20 protein-coding genes and 1 pseudogene are annotated in these 17,720 nt (G+C 46.4%); 14 read left to right on the top strand and 7 right to left on the bottom strand.

What is annotated here, in order from left to right; translation table 11 throughout:
* Window positions 1–284: 284 nt before the first annotated feature.
* The 4 genes from CEG13_RS13180 to CEG13_RS13165 form a co-directional block, all read right to left on the bottom strand.
* The gene (locus tag CEG13_RS13180; RefSeq protein WP_100012353.1) at window positions 285–725 is read right to left on the bottom strand and encodes a MarR family winged helix-turn-helix transcriptional regulator; all 441 of its coding nucleotides are present in this window, start codon (window positions 723–725) and stop codon (window positions 285–287) included.
* A 125-nt stretch (window positions 726–850) separates the two neighbouring features.
* Complete coding sequence (locus CEG13_RS13175; RefSeq protein ID WP_100012352.1) at window positions 851–1,783, bottom strand: aldo/keto reductase; 933 nt, start codon at window positions 1,781–1,783, stop codon at window positions 851–853.
* Window positions 1,784–1,858: 75 nt separating this feature from the next.
* A complete protein-coding gene (locus tag CEG13_RS13170; protein ID WP_100012351.1) occupies window positions 1,859–2,620 on the bottom strand; it encodes an ABC transporter permease in 762 nt (253 codons plus the stop codon).
* Window positions 2,617–3,348, bottom strand: a complete 732-nt coding sequence (locus CEG13_RS13165) for an ABC transporter ATP-binding protein (protein ID WP_100012350.1) — start codon at window positions 3,346–3,348, stop codon at window positions 2,617–2,619. Before CEG13_RS13165 ends, CEG13_RS13170 begins: the two co-directional genes overlap by 4 nt.
* 405 nt (window positions 3,349–3,753) lie before the next feature.
* Here CEG13_RS13165 and CEG13_RS19380 point away from each other — a divergent pair, with 405 nt between their 5' ends.
* Window positions 3,754–3,996 (top strand): PBECR3 domain-containing polyvalent protein, encoded by a 243-nt coding sequence (locus tag CEG13_RS19380; protein ID WP_420843801.1) that lies wholly within the window; start codon window positions 3,754–3,756, stop codon window positions 3,994–3,996.
* Window positions 3,997–4,624: 628 nt separating this feature from the next.
* Window positions 4,625–5,098 (top strand): YjdJ family protein, encoded by a 474-nt coding sequence (locus CEG13_RS13160; protein ID WP_100012349.1) that lies wholly within the window; start codon window positions 4,625–4,627, stop codon window positions 5,096–5,098.
* Window positions 5,099–5,271: 173 nt separating this feature from the next.
* Here the strand turns inward: CEG13_RS13160 and CEG13_RS13155 are convergent, their stop codons facing one another.
* Complete coding sequence (locus CEG13_RS13155) at window positions 5,272–6,840, bottom strand: Vga family ABC-F type ribosomal protection protein (RefSeq protein WP_100012348.1); 1,569 nt, start codon at window positions 6,838–6,840, stop codon at window positions 5,272–5,274.
* 474 nt (window positions 6,841–7,314) lie between these two features.
* Between CEG13_RS13155 and CEG13_RS13145 the strand changes: the two genes are divergently transcribed.
* The 4 genes and pseudogenes from CEG13_RS13145 to CEG13_RS13130 all read left to right on the top strand — a co-directional run bounded on the left by CEG13_RS13145 (window position 7,315) and on the right by CEG13_RS13130 (window position 9,429).
* On the top strand, window positions 7,315–7,722 hold the full coding sequence (locus CEG13_RS13145; RefSeq protein WP_100012346.1) for an NUDIX hydrolase: 408 nt from the start codon (window positions 7,315–7,317) through the stop codon (window positions 7,720–7,722).
* Between the two features lie 23 nt (window positions 7,723–7,745).
* The gene (locus CEG13_RS13140) at window positions 7,746–8,312 is read left to right on the top strand and encodes an ATP-binding protein (protein ID WP_100012345.1); all 567 of its coding nucleotides are present in this window, start codon (window positions 7,746–7,748) and stop codon (window positions 8,310–8,312) included.
* 28 nt (window positions 8,313–8,340) lie between these two features.
* Window positions 8,341–8,868 (top strand): AAA family ATPase, encoded by a 528-nt coding sequence (locus CEG13_RS13135; protein WP_100012344.1) that lies wholly within the window; start codon window positions 8,341–8,343, stop codon window positions 8,866–8,868.
* Between the two features lie 22 nt (window positions 8,869–8,890).
* Window positions 8,891–9,429, top strand: a pseudogene (locus CEG13_RS13130) (GNAT family N-acetyltransferase).
* Between the two features lie 47 nt (window positions 9,430–9,476).
* Here CEG13_RS13130 and CEG13_RS13125 read toward each other — a convergent pair.
* Both CEG13_RS13125 and CEG13_RS13120 read right to left on the bottom strand, forming a co-directional pair.
* Window positions 9,477–10,622, bottom strand: a complete 1,146-nt coding sequence (locus CEG13_RS13125; RefSeq protein ID WP_100012343.1) for a conserved virulence factor C family protein — start codon at window positions 10,620–10,622, stop codon at window positions 9,477–9,479.
* The gene (locus CEG13_RS13120; protein ID WP_100012342.1) at window positions 10,603–11,076 is read right to left on the bottom strand and encodes a YaiI/YqxD family protein; all 474 of its coding nucleotides are present in this window, start codon (window positions 11,074–11,076) and stop codon (window positions 10,603–10,605) included. Before CEG13_RS13120 ends, CEG13_RS13125 begins: the two co-directional genes overlap by 20 nt.
* Window positions 11,077–11,229: 153 nt before the next feature.
* Between CEG13_RS13120 and CEG13_RS13115 the strand changes: the two genes are divergently transcribed.
* The 8 genes from CEG13_RS13115 to CEG13_RS13075 all read left to right on the top strand — a co-directional run bounded on the left by CEG13_RS13115 (window position 11,230) and on the right by CEG13_RS13075 (window position 17,701).
* Complete coding sequence (locus CEG13_RS13115; protein WP_100012341.1) at window positions 11,230–11,733, top strand: GNAT family N-acetyltransferase; 504 nt, start codon at window positions 11,230–11,232, stop codon at window positions 11,731–11,733.
* A 360-nt stretch (window positions 11,734–12,093) separates the two neighbouring features.
* Complete coding sequence (locus tag CEG13_RS13105; protein WP_100012339.1) at window positions 12,094–12,483, top strand: GntR family transcriptional regulator; 390 nt, start codon at window positions 12,094–12,096, stop codon at window positions 12,481–12,483.
* Window positions 12,480–13,373 carry an ATP-binding cassette domain-containing protein gene (locus CEG13_RS13100; protein ID WP_100012338.1) on the top strand — a complete coding sequence of 298 codons (894 nt, stop codon included), beginning with the start codon at window positions 12,480–12,482 and terminating at the stop codon, window positions 13,371–13,373. The genes CEG13_RS13105 and CEG13_RS13100 overlap by 4 nt, the downstream gene beginning before the upstream one ends.
* Window positions 13,357–14,094: a hypothetical protein gene (locus CEG13_RS13095; RefSeq protein WP_100012337.1), complete on the top strand. Its 738-nt coding sequence runs from the start codon at window positions 13,357–13,359 to the stop codon at window positions 14,092–14,094. The genes CEG13_RS13100 and CEG13_RS13095 overlap by 17 nt, the downstream gene beginning before the upstream one ends.
* On the top strand, window positions 14,091–14,816 hold the full coding sequence (locus CEG13_RS13090) for a hypothetical protein (RefSeq protein ID WP_100012336.1): 726 nt from the start codon (window positions 14,091–14,093) through the stop codon (window positions 14,814–14,816). Before CEG13_RS13095 ends, CEG13_RS13090 begins: the two co-directional genes overlap by 4 nt.
* Window positions 14,817–14,875: 59 nt before the next feature.
* Window positions 14,876–15,154 (top strand): DUF3219 family protein, encoded by a 279-nt coding sequence (locus CEG13_RS13085; RefSeq protein WP_100012335.1) that lies wholly within the window; start codon window positions 14,876–14,878, stop codon window positions 15,152–15,154.
* A gap of 14 nt (window positions 15,155–15,168) precedes the next feature.
* Window positions 15,169–16,362 (top strand): class I SAM-dependent rRNA methyltransferase, encoded by a 1,194-nt coding sequence (locus CEG13_RS13080; RefSeq protein ID WP_100012334.1) that lies wholly within the window; start codon window positions 15,169–15,171, stop codon window positions 16,360–16,362.
* Between the two features lie 82 nt (window positions 16,363–16,444).
* Entirely contained in the window at window positions 16,445–17,701 is a 1,257-nt protein-coding gene (locus CEG13_RS13075) for a CYP152 family fatty-acid peroxygenase CypC (RefSeq protein ID WP_100012333.1), read from the top strand.
* Window positions 17,702–17,720: the final 19 nt, after the last annotated feature.

Genomic DNA, 17,720 nt, shown 5'->3' with positions numbered 1-17,720 from the left:
AGGGGCTGTTAAGTTGGGTGAGCGCCACTCCAAGTCGGGCGAACGAAACTCCAAGTCGGCCGAGTGTCATCTAAAGTCGCGCGAGGAGTGGCCCAATTCGCGCGGCACCGCCACAAAATCGCGCGGCCACCGCTTCAAATCGCGCGACACCACCACAAATCGCGCGGCATCAACGTCCTATCGCGCGAACATCGTCCAGAGTCGCGCGCCCCGTACGACAACTCGCGCAAAAAGTTTCCGAACAAGGCTGGCTTCACCGGTCTGCTAACCCTGGAAAGCATTTTCTATTCACCTTTTGCCTTGCCCTCCTGTTTTCCAACTTGTTTCAATAGATCAATAAGCTGTTCTTTTTCGGTGTCGGAGATATCTGTGAAAATTTCCTCAATCACCTGCTGATGTTGGGGGAAGATTTCATCCATCAGCTGTGTGCCTTTATCGGTTATGTGAATATAGACAACGCGACGGTCCTCTCTGCAGTGTTTCCGCTCAAGCAGCCCCTTTGCTTCCAGCTTGTCAATTACATAGGTGATCGACCCGGTGCTGATCAGTACAGCCTCGGAGATTTGCCGGATAGTTTGCCGACCCTTATGGTACAGGGCTTCCAGCACGGCGAAATCCGAGATTTTCATGCCGTGGCTGCTGATGTCTTTTTTGACGATTTCCTGCATGTATTTCGCGGATTTCATTAAGACAACGAAGGATTTCAGGGATAAGTTTTCGCTCATACGCTCTTTCGCTCCATTTACTCCGAATTATTTTACTCTGAATTATATTAATGTTATCGGGCTGTCGGGATCATGTCAATAAATCAGCCGAGCGACCGGCTCATCAGCAGGCGCTCGGCTCCGATTTAAGAAAAAATTTCCCCGATTTGTTGGATGTCTGCCTCTGTCAGTTGAACATCCAGTGCTTTCAGATTGTTTTGCACCTGCTCCGTCCGTTTGGCGCCTGGAATGACGGTATCAATCGAACCCCGTGTTAAATACCAGGCAAGGACTACATGTGCTACCTCCGCCTGCTTAGCATCAGCAATTTCACGCAGTTGTTCCACTTTTTTCAGGTTCTTTTCAAAAGCTTCCCCTTGGAGATGCGGCATGTTGGAACGGAAATCGTGAAATTCGGTGTCTTTGGTGTATTTGCCGGCAAGCAGTCCGGATGCGAAAGGGAAGAAAGGCACAAAGGAAATCTGCTGTTCGGCGGTGTATGGCAGATAATCGTTCTCTGCTTCCCGATTGATCAGATTATATTGCCCCTGATACACATCGACATAGCCGTCCTGATTGGCCTCTTTTAACTGCTCCATGCTCAGATTGGAGACACCAATCGCGCGGATTTTTCCGGCATCCTTTAACTCCTTCAGCGCGCCGACTGCTTCATATTTCGGTGTATTTTCATCCGGCGCGTGAATGTAAAACAGGTCAATATAATCGGTTTGCAGCCGGGCGAGACTTTCATCCACGGTTTTTTTCAGGAAATCAGGGGAGTTGTTGATAACGGTGTCTTCCCCGACGAACCGCTGCGCTCCCTTTGTTGCGATGACGATCTCCTGGCGCTGACCGGTTTCTTTCAGTACTTCACCGATCAGTTCCTCGGAGCGGCCGTAGCCATAACTGAACGCCGTATCCATATAATAAACGCCAGAACGGATGGCTCCCCGTACCAGCTCGCGCCCAGCTTCATCTACGGTATTTGGATAAAGGTTGTGGCCGCCCACGGCATTAGCGCCAAGGCCAACCGGGTTTACGTATAGATCTGTTTTGCCAATTCTTGTTTTTGTTGTCATGCTGTGTGCCTCCTCGTGTTGGATTCCATATTCCTATTTTAGAAAATTCCCGTGTGCGGCACCAAATAAACGACTTTAATCTTCTTTTTCAAATCGCAAAAGCTGCATACGGTCATTGAACAGGGTCGGGTAGGATAAAAATCCAAGCATAATGCTCGTGACGACCGCAGTGGTAAGAAGCAGGAACAAAATCAGCAGCTGAAATTGCACGGCCTGCACCGGGTCGGCACCGGCGATGATTTGCCCGCTCATCATACCCGGCAGTTGCACGAGTCCGATGGTTTTCTGACTTTCAATCGTCGGGATCGTACTCGCTTTAATTGAAGCAATCAATTGATTATGAATCGCCTGCTTTGGTGTGCCGCCAAGAGAAAGGACGAGCTCGGTTTCATCCTGATGGGTCTCGATTTCCGATGTAAAGCGGTTGAGAAACAGAATGCCAAGCACCATCGAGTTGCCGATCACCATGCCGCTGATTGGAATGATGTACTGGGGCGTCGCCGGAGTGATTTGCAGGCCGAGCAAAATTCCCTGGGTGAGCACTTCAACAAAAATAAATGTAACCACGAGCTTCCAGGTGATACCTTTAATCGATGCGCCTTTTCGCCGGGCATTCTGTGTCGCAGCAGCAATCATCAAGAGGATCATCAGCACAATATAAATGAAGTTGTCGGCAGCGAATACGTATTGCAGCAAGTAGCCGACGATCAGCAGCTGGATAATCGAGCGCACCGTGGCCACGATCGTGTCCCGTTCCAGTCCAAGATTCAGGGTTTTCGACAGCACGAGTGGGATGATAACGAATATCAGAGTGATGGACAACGTGAGATAACTCATTCGATTTCCCCCTTCACAAACCGCTGCACCCTTTCTGTTTTCGGAGCGTTTAACAGCGAGCTTTCGCCGGTTTCCACTACCTCACCGGCCATCATCACCCAGGTAAAATCCCCGACGTTGAGCGCCTGATGCAAGTTGTGGGTGATCCAGATGATCGTCGTGCCGTAACTGTGATTGATTTTCGCAATCAGTGTCTCGATATCCTGCTGAGACACGCGGTCAAGCGAGGACGTGATCTCGTCCAGCAGCAGAATCTTTGGCCGGTTGACGAGTGTCCGGGCAATCGAAACTTTCTGCCGCTGCCCGCCTGATAAGTCCTTTGTGCGGTGGTGAAGAAAACTTTCTTGCAGTCCCACGTGGTAGAGCAGCTCTTTTGCCTCTGCTTCGGGAAGTTCCTCGCCTTGCAGCTGCCGGGGCATGTTGAGATTGTCCATTACTGTGCCACTCGTCATCGTGGCGCTTTGCAGGGCCAGGCCGACTTTGCGGCGCAGTTCGGTCGGCTCATAGTCGTGAATCGGTTTCCCTTTAATGAGGATTTCGCCGCTGTCCGGCGAAATGAGGCCATTGCATAATTTAATCAGCGTTGTTTTCCCGGCACCGGAAGGACCAACTAATGTGGTGATTTTTCCCTCGGGGAAGTCTCCGCTAATCGAGCGGAGGATTTGGTCGCCTTCAGCGGAAAAACTCACATCATTGAATTGAATAGCGGTTGTTGAGGCTGTTTCCATTTTGCATCACTTCCTTGTAAAACGAATAAAAGCATTTGATGACAGTAATTCCTATTGTTAATTTCCCTAGTTTTGGTCATTCCATTCTTGGTGCTTTTCTATTGTATCGGAAAGTGGGTGGGGGAGGGAAATGATTGGCAGATGTATTTGCAAAAAAAGAAAAATGGTAGTTTTGGCATATGATAATTGTCCTACTTAAGGTAAAATGATAATAATTCATACCAAAAAAGGGTTGTTATAGATGAAAAAAATAATAATTGATCCAAATGCTGTAACATATCAATTAGTTGGTGTTATTCCTGAATGTATTATAAAGTACTATGGGATTCAATGTAATTCTTATGAAGTACATATGGCACCTGGTTTACGGAAACATTTAAAAAGCGCGGGCACTGGGATGAATTTCTGCTATACTATCAAGACATACCATATATGATTTCTAATCCTGATTACGCAGGTCAAAATCCAAGAGAGCCAAATAGTGTCGAGCTATATAAAATGGTCGATGAATATGTATTGATTGCCATTAAGTTAAACCCCCGCACTGGTTTATTTCTCGGGTCATTTTTTAAACTCGATAACGGACCTCAAAAGATCAGAAAGAGACTGAGATCAAAACGTATTTATGAGTTTTCTTTTTTTACTTAAAATGTAGACAGGGATAGCAAAACGTTATTGTATGTTTACAAAAGTACAAAATTGGGGTACAATATTATTACAGAAGAATAATACAAATTCATTAACAGCATAATAATTAAAAGTAAAGGTTTTTGAGGTGGGAAAGGTGCCCCACGCGCTGCAGTTATCTGTAGTTACCAGAGATCAGGATTGCCGCCCTGCTTAAACCTTTACTGTGATCCCCCTTTCCTTGGAGAGGGGGTTTTCTATTGTATCCGAAATTGGTTAGGTTAGGGAAATGATCGGCGGAAGTGTTTCGTGCGAGGTGGGTCGCGAGCTCTTGTTACTGATCGCGCCCATCCGTCGATTCTGTTTTTTGTTGCGCCCTTCGCCGGCGGATGAATTCCAGCTGTTTCCCCTCTCATCCTTTGACTACGCTCTCCACAGTAGTCTCAAGCTGTTTCGTACGAGTGGTGACGATAAGTCGCTGAATCGGGCTATGTTCTTATTATACCACTCCTTACATATATAAATTTATGTTAAGTATTGACGTTATTTTCTTACACTTTTAAAATAGAAATATCTTCAAAGAAAGTTGATGCGTGTGGCTGATCGAGGGAATAGGCAAAAACCTTATTTTAAAAAGGATGAATAAGAGATGATTTTATTTTGGGCTCAGGTTGGCATAGTAATTGTTATTTTTTTGCTTTCTACGATGGCATCATGGTATGAAGGGAGTAATATTTTAACAGACTCATGGGAGTGGGAATATTCAACGCCATTTTCTACATGGTTAAATGGGGAAGTGACTGGGCCAAATGATATTTCTGGTCTGGATTACTTTATATATGCAGCTAAATTCTCCCCAACTTTTCCTGTTATAATGATGGTGAGTATGATATATCTGTTGATTTTAGTTGGATACTATTTCTTCAGAACAAAACCAAGATTTTTAGCTGTTTATAGTATATTGCTTGGAGTGGTCTTATTACTGGGAAGTATCGCTACAGCTATTTCCTTTACAGTAGGAGGACAGGTGTTTTTTTATCTCTTATTGGTTTTTGCTGCTCTTTGCTTTGTTGCCTCTATATTCCTTTATAAAAGAGGCTGGGACAAAACTCCAGTCAATTAAAAAATAAGCGTGGTATCTCACTAATCCATGATAGTGGGTACCACGCTTATTTTTAGTAAACAAAAGGATACCTTTTGAAAAACTTCAACCGGAGAGCGAGAACTTCAACCGGAGAGCAAGAACTTCAACCCAAGGGCGAAAAACACTCCCAGTTAATTTTGATCCATAACCCTTTACCCTCTCAGATCCCTCTTCCTCGCCAACAACTCCTGAAATTCCTCCTCCAGCTCATCCGTTGGCTCAATGCTGAGCTTCCCAAGCACCTCAGACAATCTGGTTTCAACAACCATTAATTCTTCTTCCGCAACATCCCGTTCTTCCGGCGCCCCCGCTTGTTTATAATCGGAATACGATCCTTCAAACAAACCAATCTCCTGCTGTTCAATAACCAAAACCCGCTCAGCAATATGCTCGATGAAACGCCGGTCGTGGGATACGAGTAAGATGGTTCCAGGATAACCAGCCAGCAGTTCCTCTAATGCTTCCAATGCCTCAATATCGAGGAAGTTGGTCGGTTCATCGAGAATAAGCGTATTGATGTCGCTCACAAACAGCTTGGCTAACCCCACTTTAACCCGCTCTCCACCGCTGAGCAGCTTCACTTCTTTATAAACATCTTCACGGAAAAGATGCAGCCTGGCCAGCACGGTGCGGATAAATGTTTCACTCTGGCTGGAAGTGGTACTGACATTTTCCAGGATGGTCCGCACCGGATCGAGAATGTCGAGATTCTGGCTGAAATAACCAATTTTCACAGCAGGAGAGAGCGTGAAGCCTGGTTGTTCGCTTATCATTTTTTTCAGCAGTGTCGTTTTCCCGCTGCCGTTATTGCCGATGATGGCCAGGTGGTCGCCTCCCTTAATGTGAAAAGTCGTTGGGTGCCATAGAACCCGCTCATTAATTTTCCCCTCGGCGTCTTCCGCTCGTAAAACCACCTTGCCATGAAGTGTTTCCTGATCGGGGAACGCCATTTTCACCGGAGCTGTTTCTTTTACTTTCTCGACTTTTTCCAGCTTCTCCAGCCGTGTTTCCATTGCTTTGGCCGATTGCCTTAGTTTCTTTTGTTTGTTGGCAAAATAAGGTTTGGCGCCGGTGATTTTCGCCTCAGAGGAACTCACCTTCTTCGGCTTTTTGGTGGCTCGCTGTGCTTTTTGCTCTTTCAGTTTCAGGGCCTGCTCCAGTTGCCGTTTCTTCTGGGTGTATTGCTCATAGGCTTCTTGTTGTTGGCGGATCTCCTGCTCTTTTTGCTTGGTATAATCAGTGTAATTCCCTTTGTAAGCTGTGATTTTCCCTTCGTCTATCTCCCAAATCGTGGTGCAAAGTGCGTCAAGAAATGCGCGGTCATGCGAGACGATCACCAATGCACCCTGCCAGCGCTGCAGCTGTTTTTCCAGCTTTTCAATATGGCTGGTGTCCAGGTTCGTTGTCGGCTCATCGGCAAGCAGGATATCCGTCTTTTTGGCAAGGGATTGGTTGATATAGTCCTGGGTAACCTCCCCGCCGCTTTTCGTCGTGTTGGTTTCCTTCAATTGCGGGAGCAGCTCACATGTCGCTGTGGAGCTGACGATGCCTTCACTTGGCTCCCTGACACCGGCAAGCACTTCCAAGAGCGTCGTCTTTCCGCTGCCGTTTCGCCCACCGAGCCCGATCCGGTCGCCCGCTTGAATCCGCAGCTGTTCTGCATCGATCAGCAGCCGGTCTTTCACATAGATTTTCAACTGGTTCGCTTCGAGTAAAATCATGGTTCATCCCCCGTTTCATTTGCTTTTAAGCACAGAAAAAGCCTCCCGGTCCTTTTCAGAACAGGAGGCTTGGGACGCAGCGGGCAAAGTGGGAGAGAATTCCGCTCTGCGCCAGATGCGAATGGGAAGAAACTGCTTTTTTCGGGTGAAAAAGGCTAAATACCTTCTTCAGGCAAATTCTCCCACCATCTAACCATTTTAATACCAACCCTGTTCCGAAAGATTCATCTGAAGGCACACAAAAACACGCAGATATCCCTGCCAATTTTCCGGTGCTTCATTTGAATGTTTTCTTATAAAACAGGATTAGTACTTCATTTTAGAATGGTTCACCCTTCCGTTGGTTGTTATTGCCATTATAAAGAATGGGGGAGGATTTGTCTATGGGGAGGGGCATTTTGATAAATAAGAAGGAATTTCAGGATAGCCTATAGAATTAATAATAAATTAAGGAGTTTTCCGGGGGTTATGTAAATGACAATTCCAAAGCACATTGTTTCTGCAGCAGCAATCGTTTTAAATGATAAAGGAGAAATTTTACTAATCAAGGGACCGAGACGAGGATGGGAAATGCCAGGAGGTCAGGTGGAAGAAGGGGAATCAATAAAGGATGCAGCTGTGAGGGAGACAAAAGAAGAATCAGGGATTGATATTGAGGTCATAAAGTTCTGCGGGATATTCCAGAATGTAAAGGGCGCTATTTGTAACACGTTGTTTGTAGGAAAACCGATAGGCGGAGAACCGACCACAAGTCCTGAAAGTCTGGAAGTCGGCTTTTTTCCTGTAGATGAAGCATTAAATATGGTTACTGTCGGGAATTTCAGGCAGAGGATTGAGTATTGCTTGAACGAAGAACGTCAGCCGTTTCTTATTGAGTTCTAAAAATTAATAATGGAGTTGAAGAGATGAAAAGGCTGGTAATCATCACAGTAGGTAAAACCCACAGCGGGAAAACAACATTCGCAAGAGCGTTAGAAAAAGCGCTGGACAACTCATTTGTTATGGATCAGGATAATCACGCTGAATTTATCAACACCTATTATAATAACTTACAGCCAAAATGGGGGCCTAATACGCTTAAACATGCCCTTTCAAAGCTGATTGTTGATTACGCTAAAAAGAACACGGATTTTCATTTAATAATCTGCAACTCAAATCGAACTCGACAAGGCCGTTTGTATTTGCTTGAAGAGTTGTTTCGTAAGGAAGAGTTTGTCCGTGTTCTCGTTCACTTTGATACACCGGATGATGTTTTGCGGGAGCGGGTTGCTAAAAGCAGCCGGAGTACCAATATATTTAGAGCTGCTTCTAATTTTGAAGAAGTGCTTGCTCGGCAGCAGGCTGATTCTTTGAAAGAAGATGTAATAGATCCGGCAGAGGGCGAAGCAGACTATTTATTTGTAGTCAAAGACGATGAAGGAGTTCACTCGGTTATTAAGGAAATTGCTGATATTGCTGTGGCTTATGATTAATCTCATTAATGAAATGGAGAAATAATAAATGATTATCATGATAAATGGAGCATTTGGTGTGGGGAAAACCACTGTTGCTAATGAACTCTTAAAGGAAGTTAGCAAAAGTATGATATATGATCCTGAAGAAATAGGTTTTATGTTACGAAATATTATCCCTGAAAATATAAAGCGATGTGAGGCTGAGACAGGAGATTTTCAAGATTTACAGCTTTGGAAAGTTTTTACTGTTAATGTCGCGGATTTCTTAATTGAGAAATATAGAATGAACTTAATAGTGCCAATGACTATTCGAAACCAAGATAACTTCCAATACATTGTAAATGGATTCAAGAATATCGATAAACATACTTACCATTTTTGTTTAACAGCAAGTAAAGAGGCCATTTACGAAAGACTTAGGAATCGCGGAGAGGAAGAAGGTAATTGGTGTTTTCAGCAGACGGACAAATGTTTAGATGCCTTTAAGGAAAACGATTTTGGAGAATACATAGATACCGAAAATGCAAGTGTGATCGAAATTATTGAGAACATAAAGGGTAGGATTATTTTATGACATGCCAAGGGGAGGAAGTTGCATGGCATTTCCGGAGCTGGAGACAAACCGGCTGAAATTAGTTCAAGTTAAAGAGGAGCATACCCAAAGTTTTTTTGAAATTATGTCAAAAGACGAAGTAACGAAATATTACGGGATGGATAGCTTGAAAAATATAGAAGATGCTTCAAAAGTAGTAGATTCTTTCCAAAGCGCTTATGAGAGCAAGAGAGGCATAAGATGGGGGCTTGTATTAAAAGAGACAGATGCTTTTGTTGGCACAGTGGGTTGAACAACCTCAGTAGCTGGAGTGAAAAAGCGGAGATTGGTTTTGAACTGCATCCTTCCTATTGGAGAAAAGGGTTTATGACCGAAGCGGTAAAAGAAGTATTGCGTTATTCTTTTGAAGATCTTGAGATATTCAGAATGGGTGCGATAACTTATCCGGAAAATGAGTCATCAATACAACTATTAAAACGTTTAGGTTTTATGAAAGAAGGGTTGTTAAGGGCGTACCTCTATCAAAATAAACAGTCACACGATGCGCTGATTTTTTCGTTTTTGGGAACAGAATGGAAATAGAAGAAACCAGCCCAGAAAACAAATCACTCTGAACTGGCTCTTTAAAACTACTTCTGCTTGGCGGCCTCCGTCATTTGAGCCCAGATCGATCCTTGAGCTTCTTCCCCGCCTTCAATACGGGCCAGGGCCATTTTCACCTGCATGCGGACTTCAAATTCCGGATCATCTGCTGCATTTGTCAGGGCGGGGATGGCTGTTTCGTCGCCAGTTTCGTATAAAAACATGGCGGCCCGCCAGCGGACAAGTCTGCTTGGATCGTCCAGCGTGCGGATCATTTCCGGCATGGCTTCCTTGAATCCGAGGTCGGAAATACAGTCTCCTGCCGTGCGCCGCACATTGATTGCTTTGTCTTTTAGGGCTTTGTATAAATATGGGAGAACTTCCGGCTCCTCAATCATTCCGAGAAAGGCGGTGGACAGGCGGCGGACGGATGCTTTGGAATCGTCCAATGCCTTATCCAGTACGGGCAAATCCTCGAGCGTTGGCTCGATAATCCGGTCGAGCGCTGCGTAGCGTTCTTTCCATTCCGGACTGTCCAGCATTTCTACGGTAACGCGGTCTCTTTTCTTGGTGGAAAGGGACTCTGGAGCTGGACTGCCGCTGATCGCCTGGTTGACTAATTCTTTCAACCTGTCTGGATCGTAACTGGCATCAATCTCTTCCGCTACGTCACTCCCCATTTCCTGCATATCCCCATATCGCGGGCTTTGTTCCACCCATTTTCGTTCAAACAGCATATTTTCCGAGGCGGTGGACGCTTGCATGGCCGCATCGGCAAACCGCTCCGGCAGGCCAAACCGTTTCTCCTCGTCTCCATCCTGCAACTTCACCTGCATTGGGATGCCGCGAAATTCCTGAATAAATACCTTCACCTCGCCAAATGCATCGTCTGGCTCTGTCTTTTGTGCGGTTAAGTCCACCGGTTTCTCTTCAGCGGATCCCAGCACCTCGCGCACCTGGGGTAAAATATCTTCCCAGGCGCTTTTCGGATGGCGTTCCAATGCGATAAAATCAATCACATGGTACAGTCCCTTCACGCCCTCGATGGCAAACAGTTTCTGCACATATCCCGGACTGTTGCTGTTGTCCTCTTTCAGCTTGTAATCGCGCGTTTCGCCGTCCGGAAGTTTTTCGTCCAAGTTGATTTTCATGGAGTGAGGGCTGGGTGTCGGCTCAATCGATGTGATCTTCATGGATATCCTCCTTGTGATTTTGTATGGTTTTCTGAAGCAGCTCTCTGAATTTCTCACGGTCCGCTTGGGTAAATGCTTTTGGGCCCTTGGTGCGCTTGCCGCTTTTCCGGGCCATGGCACTGGCGTAACGAGATTCCAGCAGCTGATCGATGTTGCTTGAGGTATAGGCAAATCCTTTATGATGCAGCACCAGGCATCCTTTGGCCAGCGCGAGCGAGGCGAGGCCATAATCCTGTGTAATAATGATGTCGTTTTTCCGCGCCAGCTGCATGATCCGGTAATCCGCCGCATCCGCACCACTGTCGACATACACTGTTTCCACCCCTTTTGTTTCTTCGTCATGGGAAAAATGGGAAAAGCTCATCACCAGCACGACAGGGATTTTTTTCTCTTGTGCTACCTCTGTCACGACAGCTTTTACAGGACTGGCATCTGCATCGACGTAGATTTTCATAGGGTTTCCTCCAGGTTCGTGTCACTGTTGCATTTCTTCTATTGTAAAGGGTTTTGTGATTTATATCAAAAGTGTTATCCAAAAATTGCAAGCAACAGACAGGAAGGATTATGGTAAGATGATGGAAGATATTTTACTGAAAAAGGTGATCGAATGGAAAACGGGATAATCATTGAAAACATGAAAAGTACAGACTGGGAGCAAATCCGCGAAATTTACATAGAAGGGATACATACAGGAAACGCCACGTTTGATACGGAAGCTCCTGAATGGGGAGGATGGGACAATAAATATTTGCCGGAGTGTCGGCTGGTCGCGCGGGAAGGCGATGCGGTTCTTGGCTGGGCAGCATTGCTTCCAACATCCAGCAGAGCGGCTTATGCCGGGGTGGCAGAACTAAGTATCTATCTCCGTGCTTCTGCAGCGGGAAAAGGCCTGGGCACGAGGCTGATGCAGGCGTTAATTGAGGAAAGTGAGGCAGATGGTTTCTGGACACTGCAATCTGGTATTTTTCCAGAAAATGAAACCAGCATTCGACTGCATAAGCGTGCTGGTTTCCGTGAGATTGGTGTCCGCCAGCGCGTCGGCAAATTAAACGGCGCCTGGCGGGATGTAGTTATGCTGGAGAGGAGGAGTACGGTGGTTGGGGTGGATTGAGTGGGGCGGGGACTTCAGCTGGAGAGAGCTTCCGTCCGAGAGGGAGGACTTCCGTCCGAGAGGGAAAACTTCCGTCCGAGAGGGAGGACTTCCGTCCGAGAGGGAAAACTTCCGTCCGAGAGGGAAAACTTCCGTCCGAGAGAAAAAACTTCCCGTCCAGAGGGAGAACTTCCGACCGAGCAGAGCACACATCAACTGAAGAGCCGAAAACACACCGTCCCACACCGCACACCATAACCAAACAAGCGGCATCCAAAAATGTCCCACTCCAGGGGCATTTTTATATTGCTCTCACTTAAAATATGTAGTATACTACATTACACGACTAATGCACTGGTTCAGTTGTAGGAGGTGGCAAGCTTGATTCTGAATTCCGATGGGGGAAAACCAATATACATACAAATTGCGGAGTGGCTGGAGGCGGAGATTCTGAATGGAAATTTTCAGCCGGATGAAAAAGTCTATTCTCAATATCAGCTTGCCGAGATGTTTACTATTAACCCGGCAACAGCAGCGAAGGGTTTAACCAAACTTTCCGATGAAAAAATCCTCTACAGCAAGCGGGGCCTGGGGAAATTTGTTGCCAAAGAGGCAAAAAGCATCATTACGGACAAACGAAAGAACCAGACATTAAAAGGTTTGCTACGGGAGACGGTGTTGGAAGCGGAGCGGTTGGATGTGAGCGAAGAGGAACTGATCACGATGATGCGAGCGATGAATAGTGAGCTTAACAAGGGGGATGAATCATGAAGGCGATTGAGTGTACAGATCTAGTGAAAAAGCAGGGGTGGCATCATCACGTATTTAATGGGCTTTCTTTCCATATCGAGGAAAATACCATCACAGGTCTTATTGGCCGGAATGGTGCGGGGAAAACGACCTTGATGAAAATTTTAGCCGGATTCTGGAGGGAGACGGCCGGTGAAGTGAAAGTATTTTCCGAGCGGCCATTTAATAATATTTTTGCCTCCGCCAATACCATCCTGATCGATGAGCAGGTAAATTTTCCTACCGCCTTGACGTTAACGGAAATTTTTACTGCAGCAGAGCGGTTTTATGCAAATTGGGATATGCAGCTGGCTATGCGCCTGTTCCAACATTTTAACTTTCAACCTGATCAAATTCACCAGCGGCTGTCCAAAGGGAAGAAAAGCACGTTTAATATGATTATCGGGCTGGCTTCCCGCTGCGGATTGACGATGTTTGATGAGCCGACAAATGGGATGGATGCGGCAGTAAGGAGCGACTTTTACCGGGCTTTGTTGAAAGATTACATCGCCCATCCGCGGACAATTATCGTTTCGAGTCACCATTTGGAGGAACTGGAGGATGTGCTGGAAGATATATTGCTTATCGATGAAGGGAGGCAGCTGCTGCATGCGCCGATCGATGAATTCAGGGAATATGCCGTGGGACTGACAGGTAGAAGGGAGATTTTGACTCCATGGGTGAACGGTAAACGTGTCTTATTTTCAAAAGAGATAGACAAAAATACTGCCTATGTTGTTATTCGTAATCAGGATATTTCCCTGGAAACAGCAGAACGAATAGGCCTTTCTGTTTCGCCGGTTTCAGCGAATGATGTGTGCATTTACCTGACAAATAAACAGAGGGGAGCGATAGATGATGTCTTTAAATAGTCCGGGGTTGGGCGGTCTGGTGTGGAACCAGTTTATCTATAAATTACAGGCGTATTCCGGCATATTTTTAACGATGGTGATTGTTCAGCTATTTGCGTTTCTTTTCGGTAACTCGGGTATGATGGGCATGGGGTCAGGTAATGTCAGCATTAACATCCATTTTTATTCGGCAGATACTGTTTTCATGCTTACGATGGTATGGATGTTTATCAGTTCGATCCTTCTTACAACAAGGGCTTACAAAGAGGACGATTTTGTTTTCGTCACCTCGCGGCTGAGCAGCAATTTATCGAACATCCTGTTTCTGGTGGCGGCGAGCCTCATAGGTGCCGTTACGGTGTTATTGTCAGGATTCCTGGTGCGCACAGTGACGTATCTTTTCTCAAGTGAAAACTTTGTAAGTGCGGGAATGCCTGCAGGAGCCGGAGAATTATTCAGCGGAATGGCGGCAATATTTCTGTATCTGCTGCTGTTTGGCGGAGTGGGATACCTGATCGGGTCGATTGTGCAATTGCATCGCGGGTTGATCGTTGTCGTGCCCGTTGTCCTCGTTGGTGGATTTATCTTTGGGATAGACCAAGAGAGATTTTTTGAACAAATAAGACTGTTCTTCTTCGCTGAGCACTCCTTTTTCCCATTTCTGTTAAAAACATTGCTTACCACGGGGCTGTTGTTTCTTTGTTCTATTTTAATCTCATTAAGGAAGGAGGTTAGACCATGATGGCGTTTATGCCAATTATAATTGTTCTTACTGTCTTCGTGTTAATTTATTTCGCAGCTAGCAAGATAGGAAAATATACTTATTTTTACCGTAAAGGAGCTGCTTGGGCAATCATTTGTTATTTTGCCGTTTTGGTGCTTTCGCCAGTGGTGTTTTTGTTCCTTCCTATTGATCGTGCCACGGAAAGTGCGGAGGGCAACCAATACACAGTTGAACCTACTCTTAATCAGCTTATTTCGGATGGCAGAAAGGATGAAATCAATCCGGACTATTTGCGAAATCAATGGACGTTTCCCTTGGAGCAGGAGGAACTGCAGATAACTGCCCCTGGAAACGATGTTAACGGCATTCCTATCATGGTCAAGCGTACGGATGAGCTTTCTCAGGAAGTGGAAGTGCTATTTTATCAGACGCCAATTTTTATAAATGGAGAGCGCATAACCGAACATATTAGAGAGCCAAGGGTGCAATCGGAGGAAGGCCGGCTAACGGTTATCAAGCCGGAAACTGTCGAACTGGATTTTACGTCATTTCGTCTAGAAATGCCATATCGGCAGTTCAGCGGCTCAGGTAACGAGGACACTCGGGATCCCTATAATCCATCTGGCGGTCTGGGATCTGGAAATGTTTTACATGTAGAGACAACTATCCTTGTCCGAGTGCCGGAACAGCTGGAGCTCGATATGGGAACCTATGTTAATATGATTGTGAGTCCTGAATAAGCAGGAAGAAATACTCCCCTGCCCGGGCATGATATTATGGATGCAGGAGGATGATAATAATGGAAGAAAAGGTCCTGATTAATAATAGAACTTTCCACGTGCGCAATTTACAGGAAAACCAAGGCAAACAGCTTAAAATCAGCTTTGATTTCACCGTCACAAACGAAACTTCTCACGATGTAACCACACTGCTGTATGAAAATGATTTTGTCGTACAGATACCGGGACGGCAGCTGGAGTTTCCTGCTACGATTCATCGCTATTACACCTCGATCACCAATTTATACGAGGCGGGAGCAGTTGGGGAGTTTCATCTGGAGTTAATCGAGAATAAATGAGATAGGATGATACGATGGCAAAAGTCATAACATGGCAAGTGAAGCCAAATTTCGTCAAACAGTACCAAGCAGGCTATCCGCTGATCCGCCGGGATACCATCGCGCAGGGCGCGGATTCTGCCGAGGAGGGAAGCATTGTCCATTTGCAGGATGAGCAGGGTTCCTTTATTGCTAAGGGATATTGCGGTATGCAGAATAAAGGGATTGGCTGGGTGCTCACCAATAAGGAAGGGGAAAAGATTGATTTCCTCTTTTTCAAGCAAAAAATTCTCGCTGCGATCAATAAGCGGCAGGGCTTTTACCATGACGAAAACACGGATGCGTTCCGGATTTTCAATGGGGAAGGCGACGGCATCGGCGGGTTGCAGATCGATTATTATGCAGGCTTTTACCTTATCAGCTGGTATAGTGAGGGGATTTTTCGCTTTAAGGACCAGGTAATCCGCGTGCTGGATGAGCTGGGGGATTACCGGGGAATTTATGAGAAAAAGCGCTTTGACACCAAAGGCAGCTACATAGAGGATGATGATTTTGTCAAAGGGGAACGCGGCGAATTCCCGCTCCTTGTCATGGAAAATGGCATCCACTATGCGGTGTATTTGAATGACGGGGCGATGACAGGGATTTTCCTCGACCAGCGTGAGGTCAGAAAAGCGATTCGGGATAAATATGCCAAAGGAAAACATGTGCTCAACACGTTTTCCTATACCGGCGCCTTTTCGGTCGCAGCGGCACTTGGCGGAGCGGAAAAGACGACAAGTGTGGACCTGGCAAAACGCAGCAAGAACAAGACAATTGAGCAGTTCAGTGTCAATGGGATTGATTTTGAACAGCAGGATATCCACGTGATGGATGTCTTTGATTACTTTAAATATGCCAGGAGGAAAGGCTTGAGCTTTGACATGGTGGTATTGGACCCGCCGAGTTTTGCCCGCTCCAAAAAACGCACATTCAGCACGGCCAAAGATTACCCTGCACTGATTGAGGATGCGCTCTCGGTTACTGCGAATGGAATGCTGGTGATATCGACGAATAATGCCAGCTTTGGGATGAAGAAGCTGAAAAGTTTTGTGGATAAGGGGTTTCGTGATGCAGGAGCATCTTTTCACATTCTGGAGCAGTTTTCCCTGCCGCCCGATTTTCAGACGAGCAAGGACTATCCGCCGAGTAATTATTTGAAGGTGCTGGTTGTGAAGCGGACGAGCTGAGCGTGCAATTCCCTTTCCTGTTTAACCCTGCTAACAGAGGGTAGAATAAAAGGAAATGTTTCTTTCAGGAGGGGGAATACGTATGTCAGCTAAAGTTCAGCACGCAAAGGAAAAAGGACTCGATCACAGCCTGGATGCACTAAGGGAAGGAAATTTGTACATTTTCAACCGGCGGCACAGCTTTCAATCCGATGTGTTTGAGACCCGTTTGCTTGGGCAAAAAGCGATCTGCATGGGCGGTGAAGAGGCAGCGGAGCTTTTTTATGATACGGAAAAATTTAAGCGGCATGGGGTCGCACCAGGACCGGTCAAGAAAACATTGCTTGGGAAGAACAGTGTGCAGACATTGGACGGGGAGGCGCACCGTCACCGCAAGGATATGTTCATGTCGCTGATGACGCCGGATCGGCTCAAGAAAATGGATGAGATTGTGGAGCGTCAATGGGTGACTGCGCTGGATGCGTGGGAAGGCCAGAAGCAGACAGTTCTTTATGAAGAAGCCAAACTGCTGCTGATGCGTGCGGCCTGTGAGTGGGCGGGTGTTCCGCTGTGGGCCACGGAGCTGAAGCAGCGGACGGCTGATGTCAGTGCGATGTTCGAGGGGCCCGCAACCGTTCGTCCAAAGCACTTTAAAGCCAGAAAAGCACGCGAACGGTCAGAGGATTGGATTCGCGGGCTGGTGGAGCAGGTGCGGGGCGGCGAGCTGTTTCCTGATGAGGATACTGCCCTTTTTACGATGGCCTGGCATGAGGAACTGGACGGTAATCTGATGGATACACACACGGCAGCCGTCGAGATCCTGAACATCATTCGGCCGATTGTGGCGATTTCCATTTATATCAGTTTTACTGCCCTGGCTGTCTTACATTATCCGGAGGAGCGGGAGGAGCTGCGGGCGGGAAAAGAAGGCCATCAGCAGATGTTCGTTCAGGAAGTGCGCCGTTACTATCCGTTCTTCCCATTTCAGGCGGCAAAGGTGAAAGAGAGCTTTGACTGGAAGGGGGTTTCGTTTAAGAAAGGCACCCTCGTACTGCTTGATTTTTACGGAACCAACCATGACCCAAAGTTGTGGGAAAACCCGGAGCAGTTTAACCCGGAACGTTTCGCCGACTGGGAGGAAAGCCCGTTTAGTTTTCTGCCGCAGGGTGGCGGGGATTATATGATGGGCCATCGCTGTCCCGGAGAGTGGATCACCATCCGCGTGATGAAGATTGCGCTCGATTTCCTGGTGAACCGGATGAACTATCAGGTGCCCGCACAGGAATTGAGTTACAGCATGGTGAAAGTTCCTTCGATGCCGGCAAGCAATATTGTGCTCACTGGTGTAAAACGAATATAAACAGGGAATAAAAAAGGCA

This window comes from Lentibacillus sediminis (assembly GCF_002763455.1).
Lineage (GTDB): Bacteria > Bacillota > Bacilli > Bacillales > Amphibacillaceae > Lentibacillus_D > Lentibacillus_D sediminis_A.
This window is presented reverse-complemented; position numbering and strand designations above follow the sequence as displayed.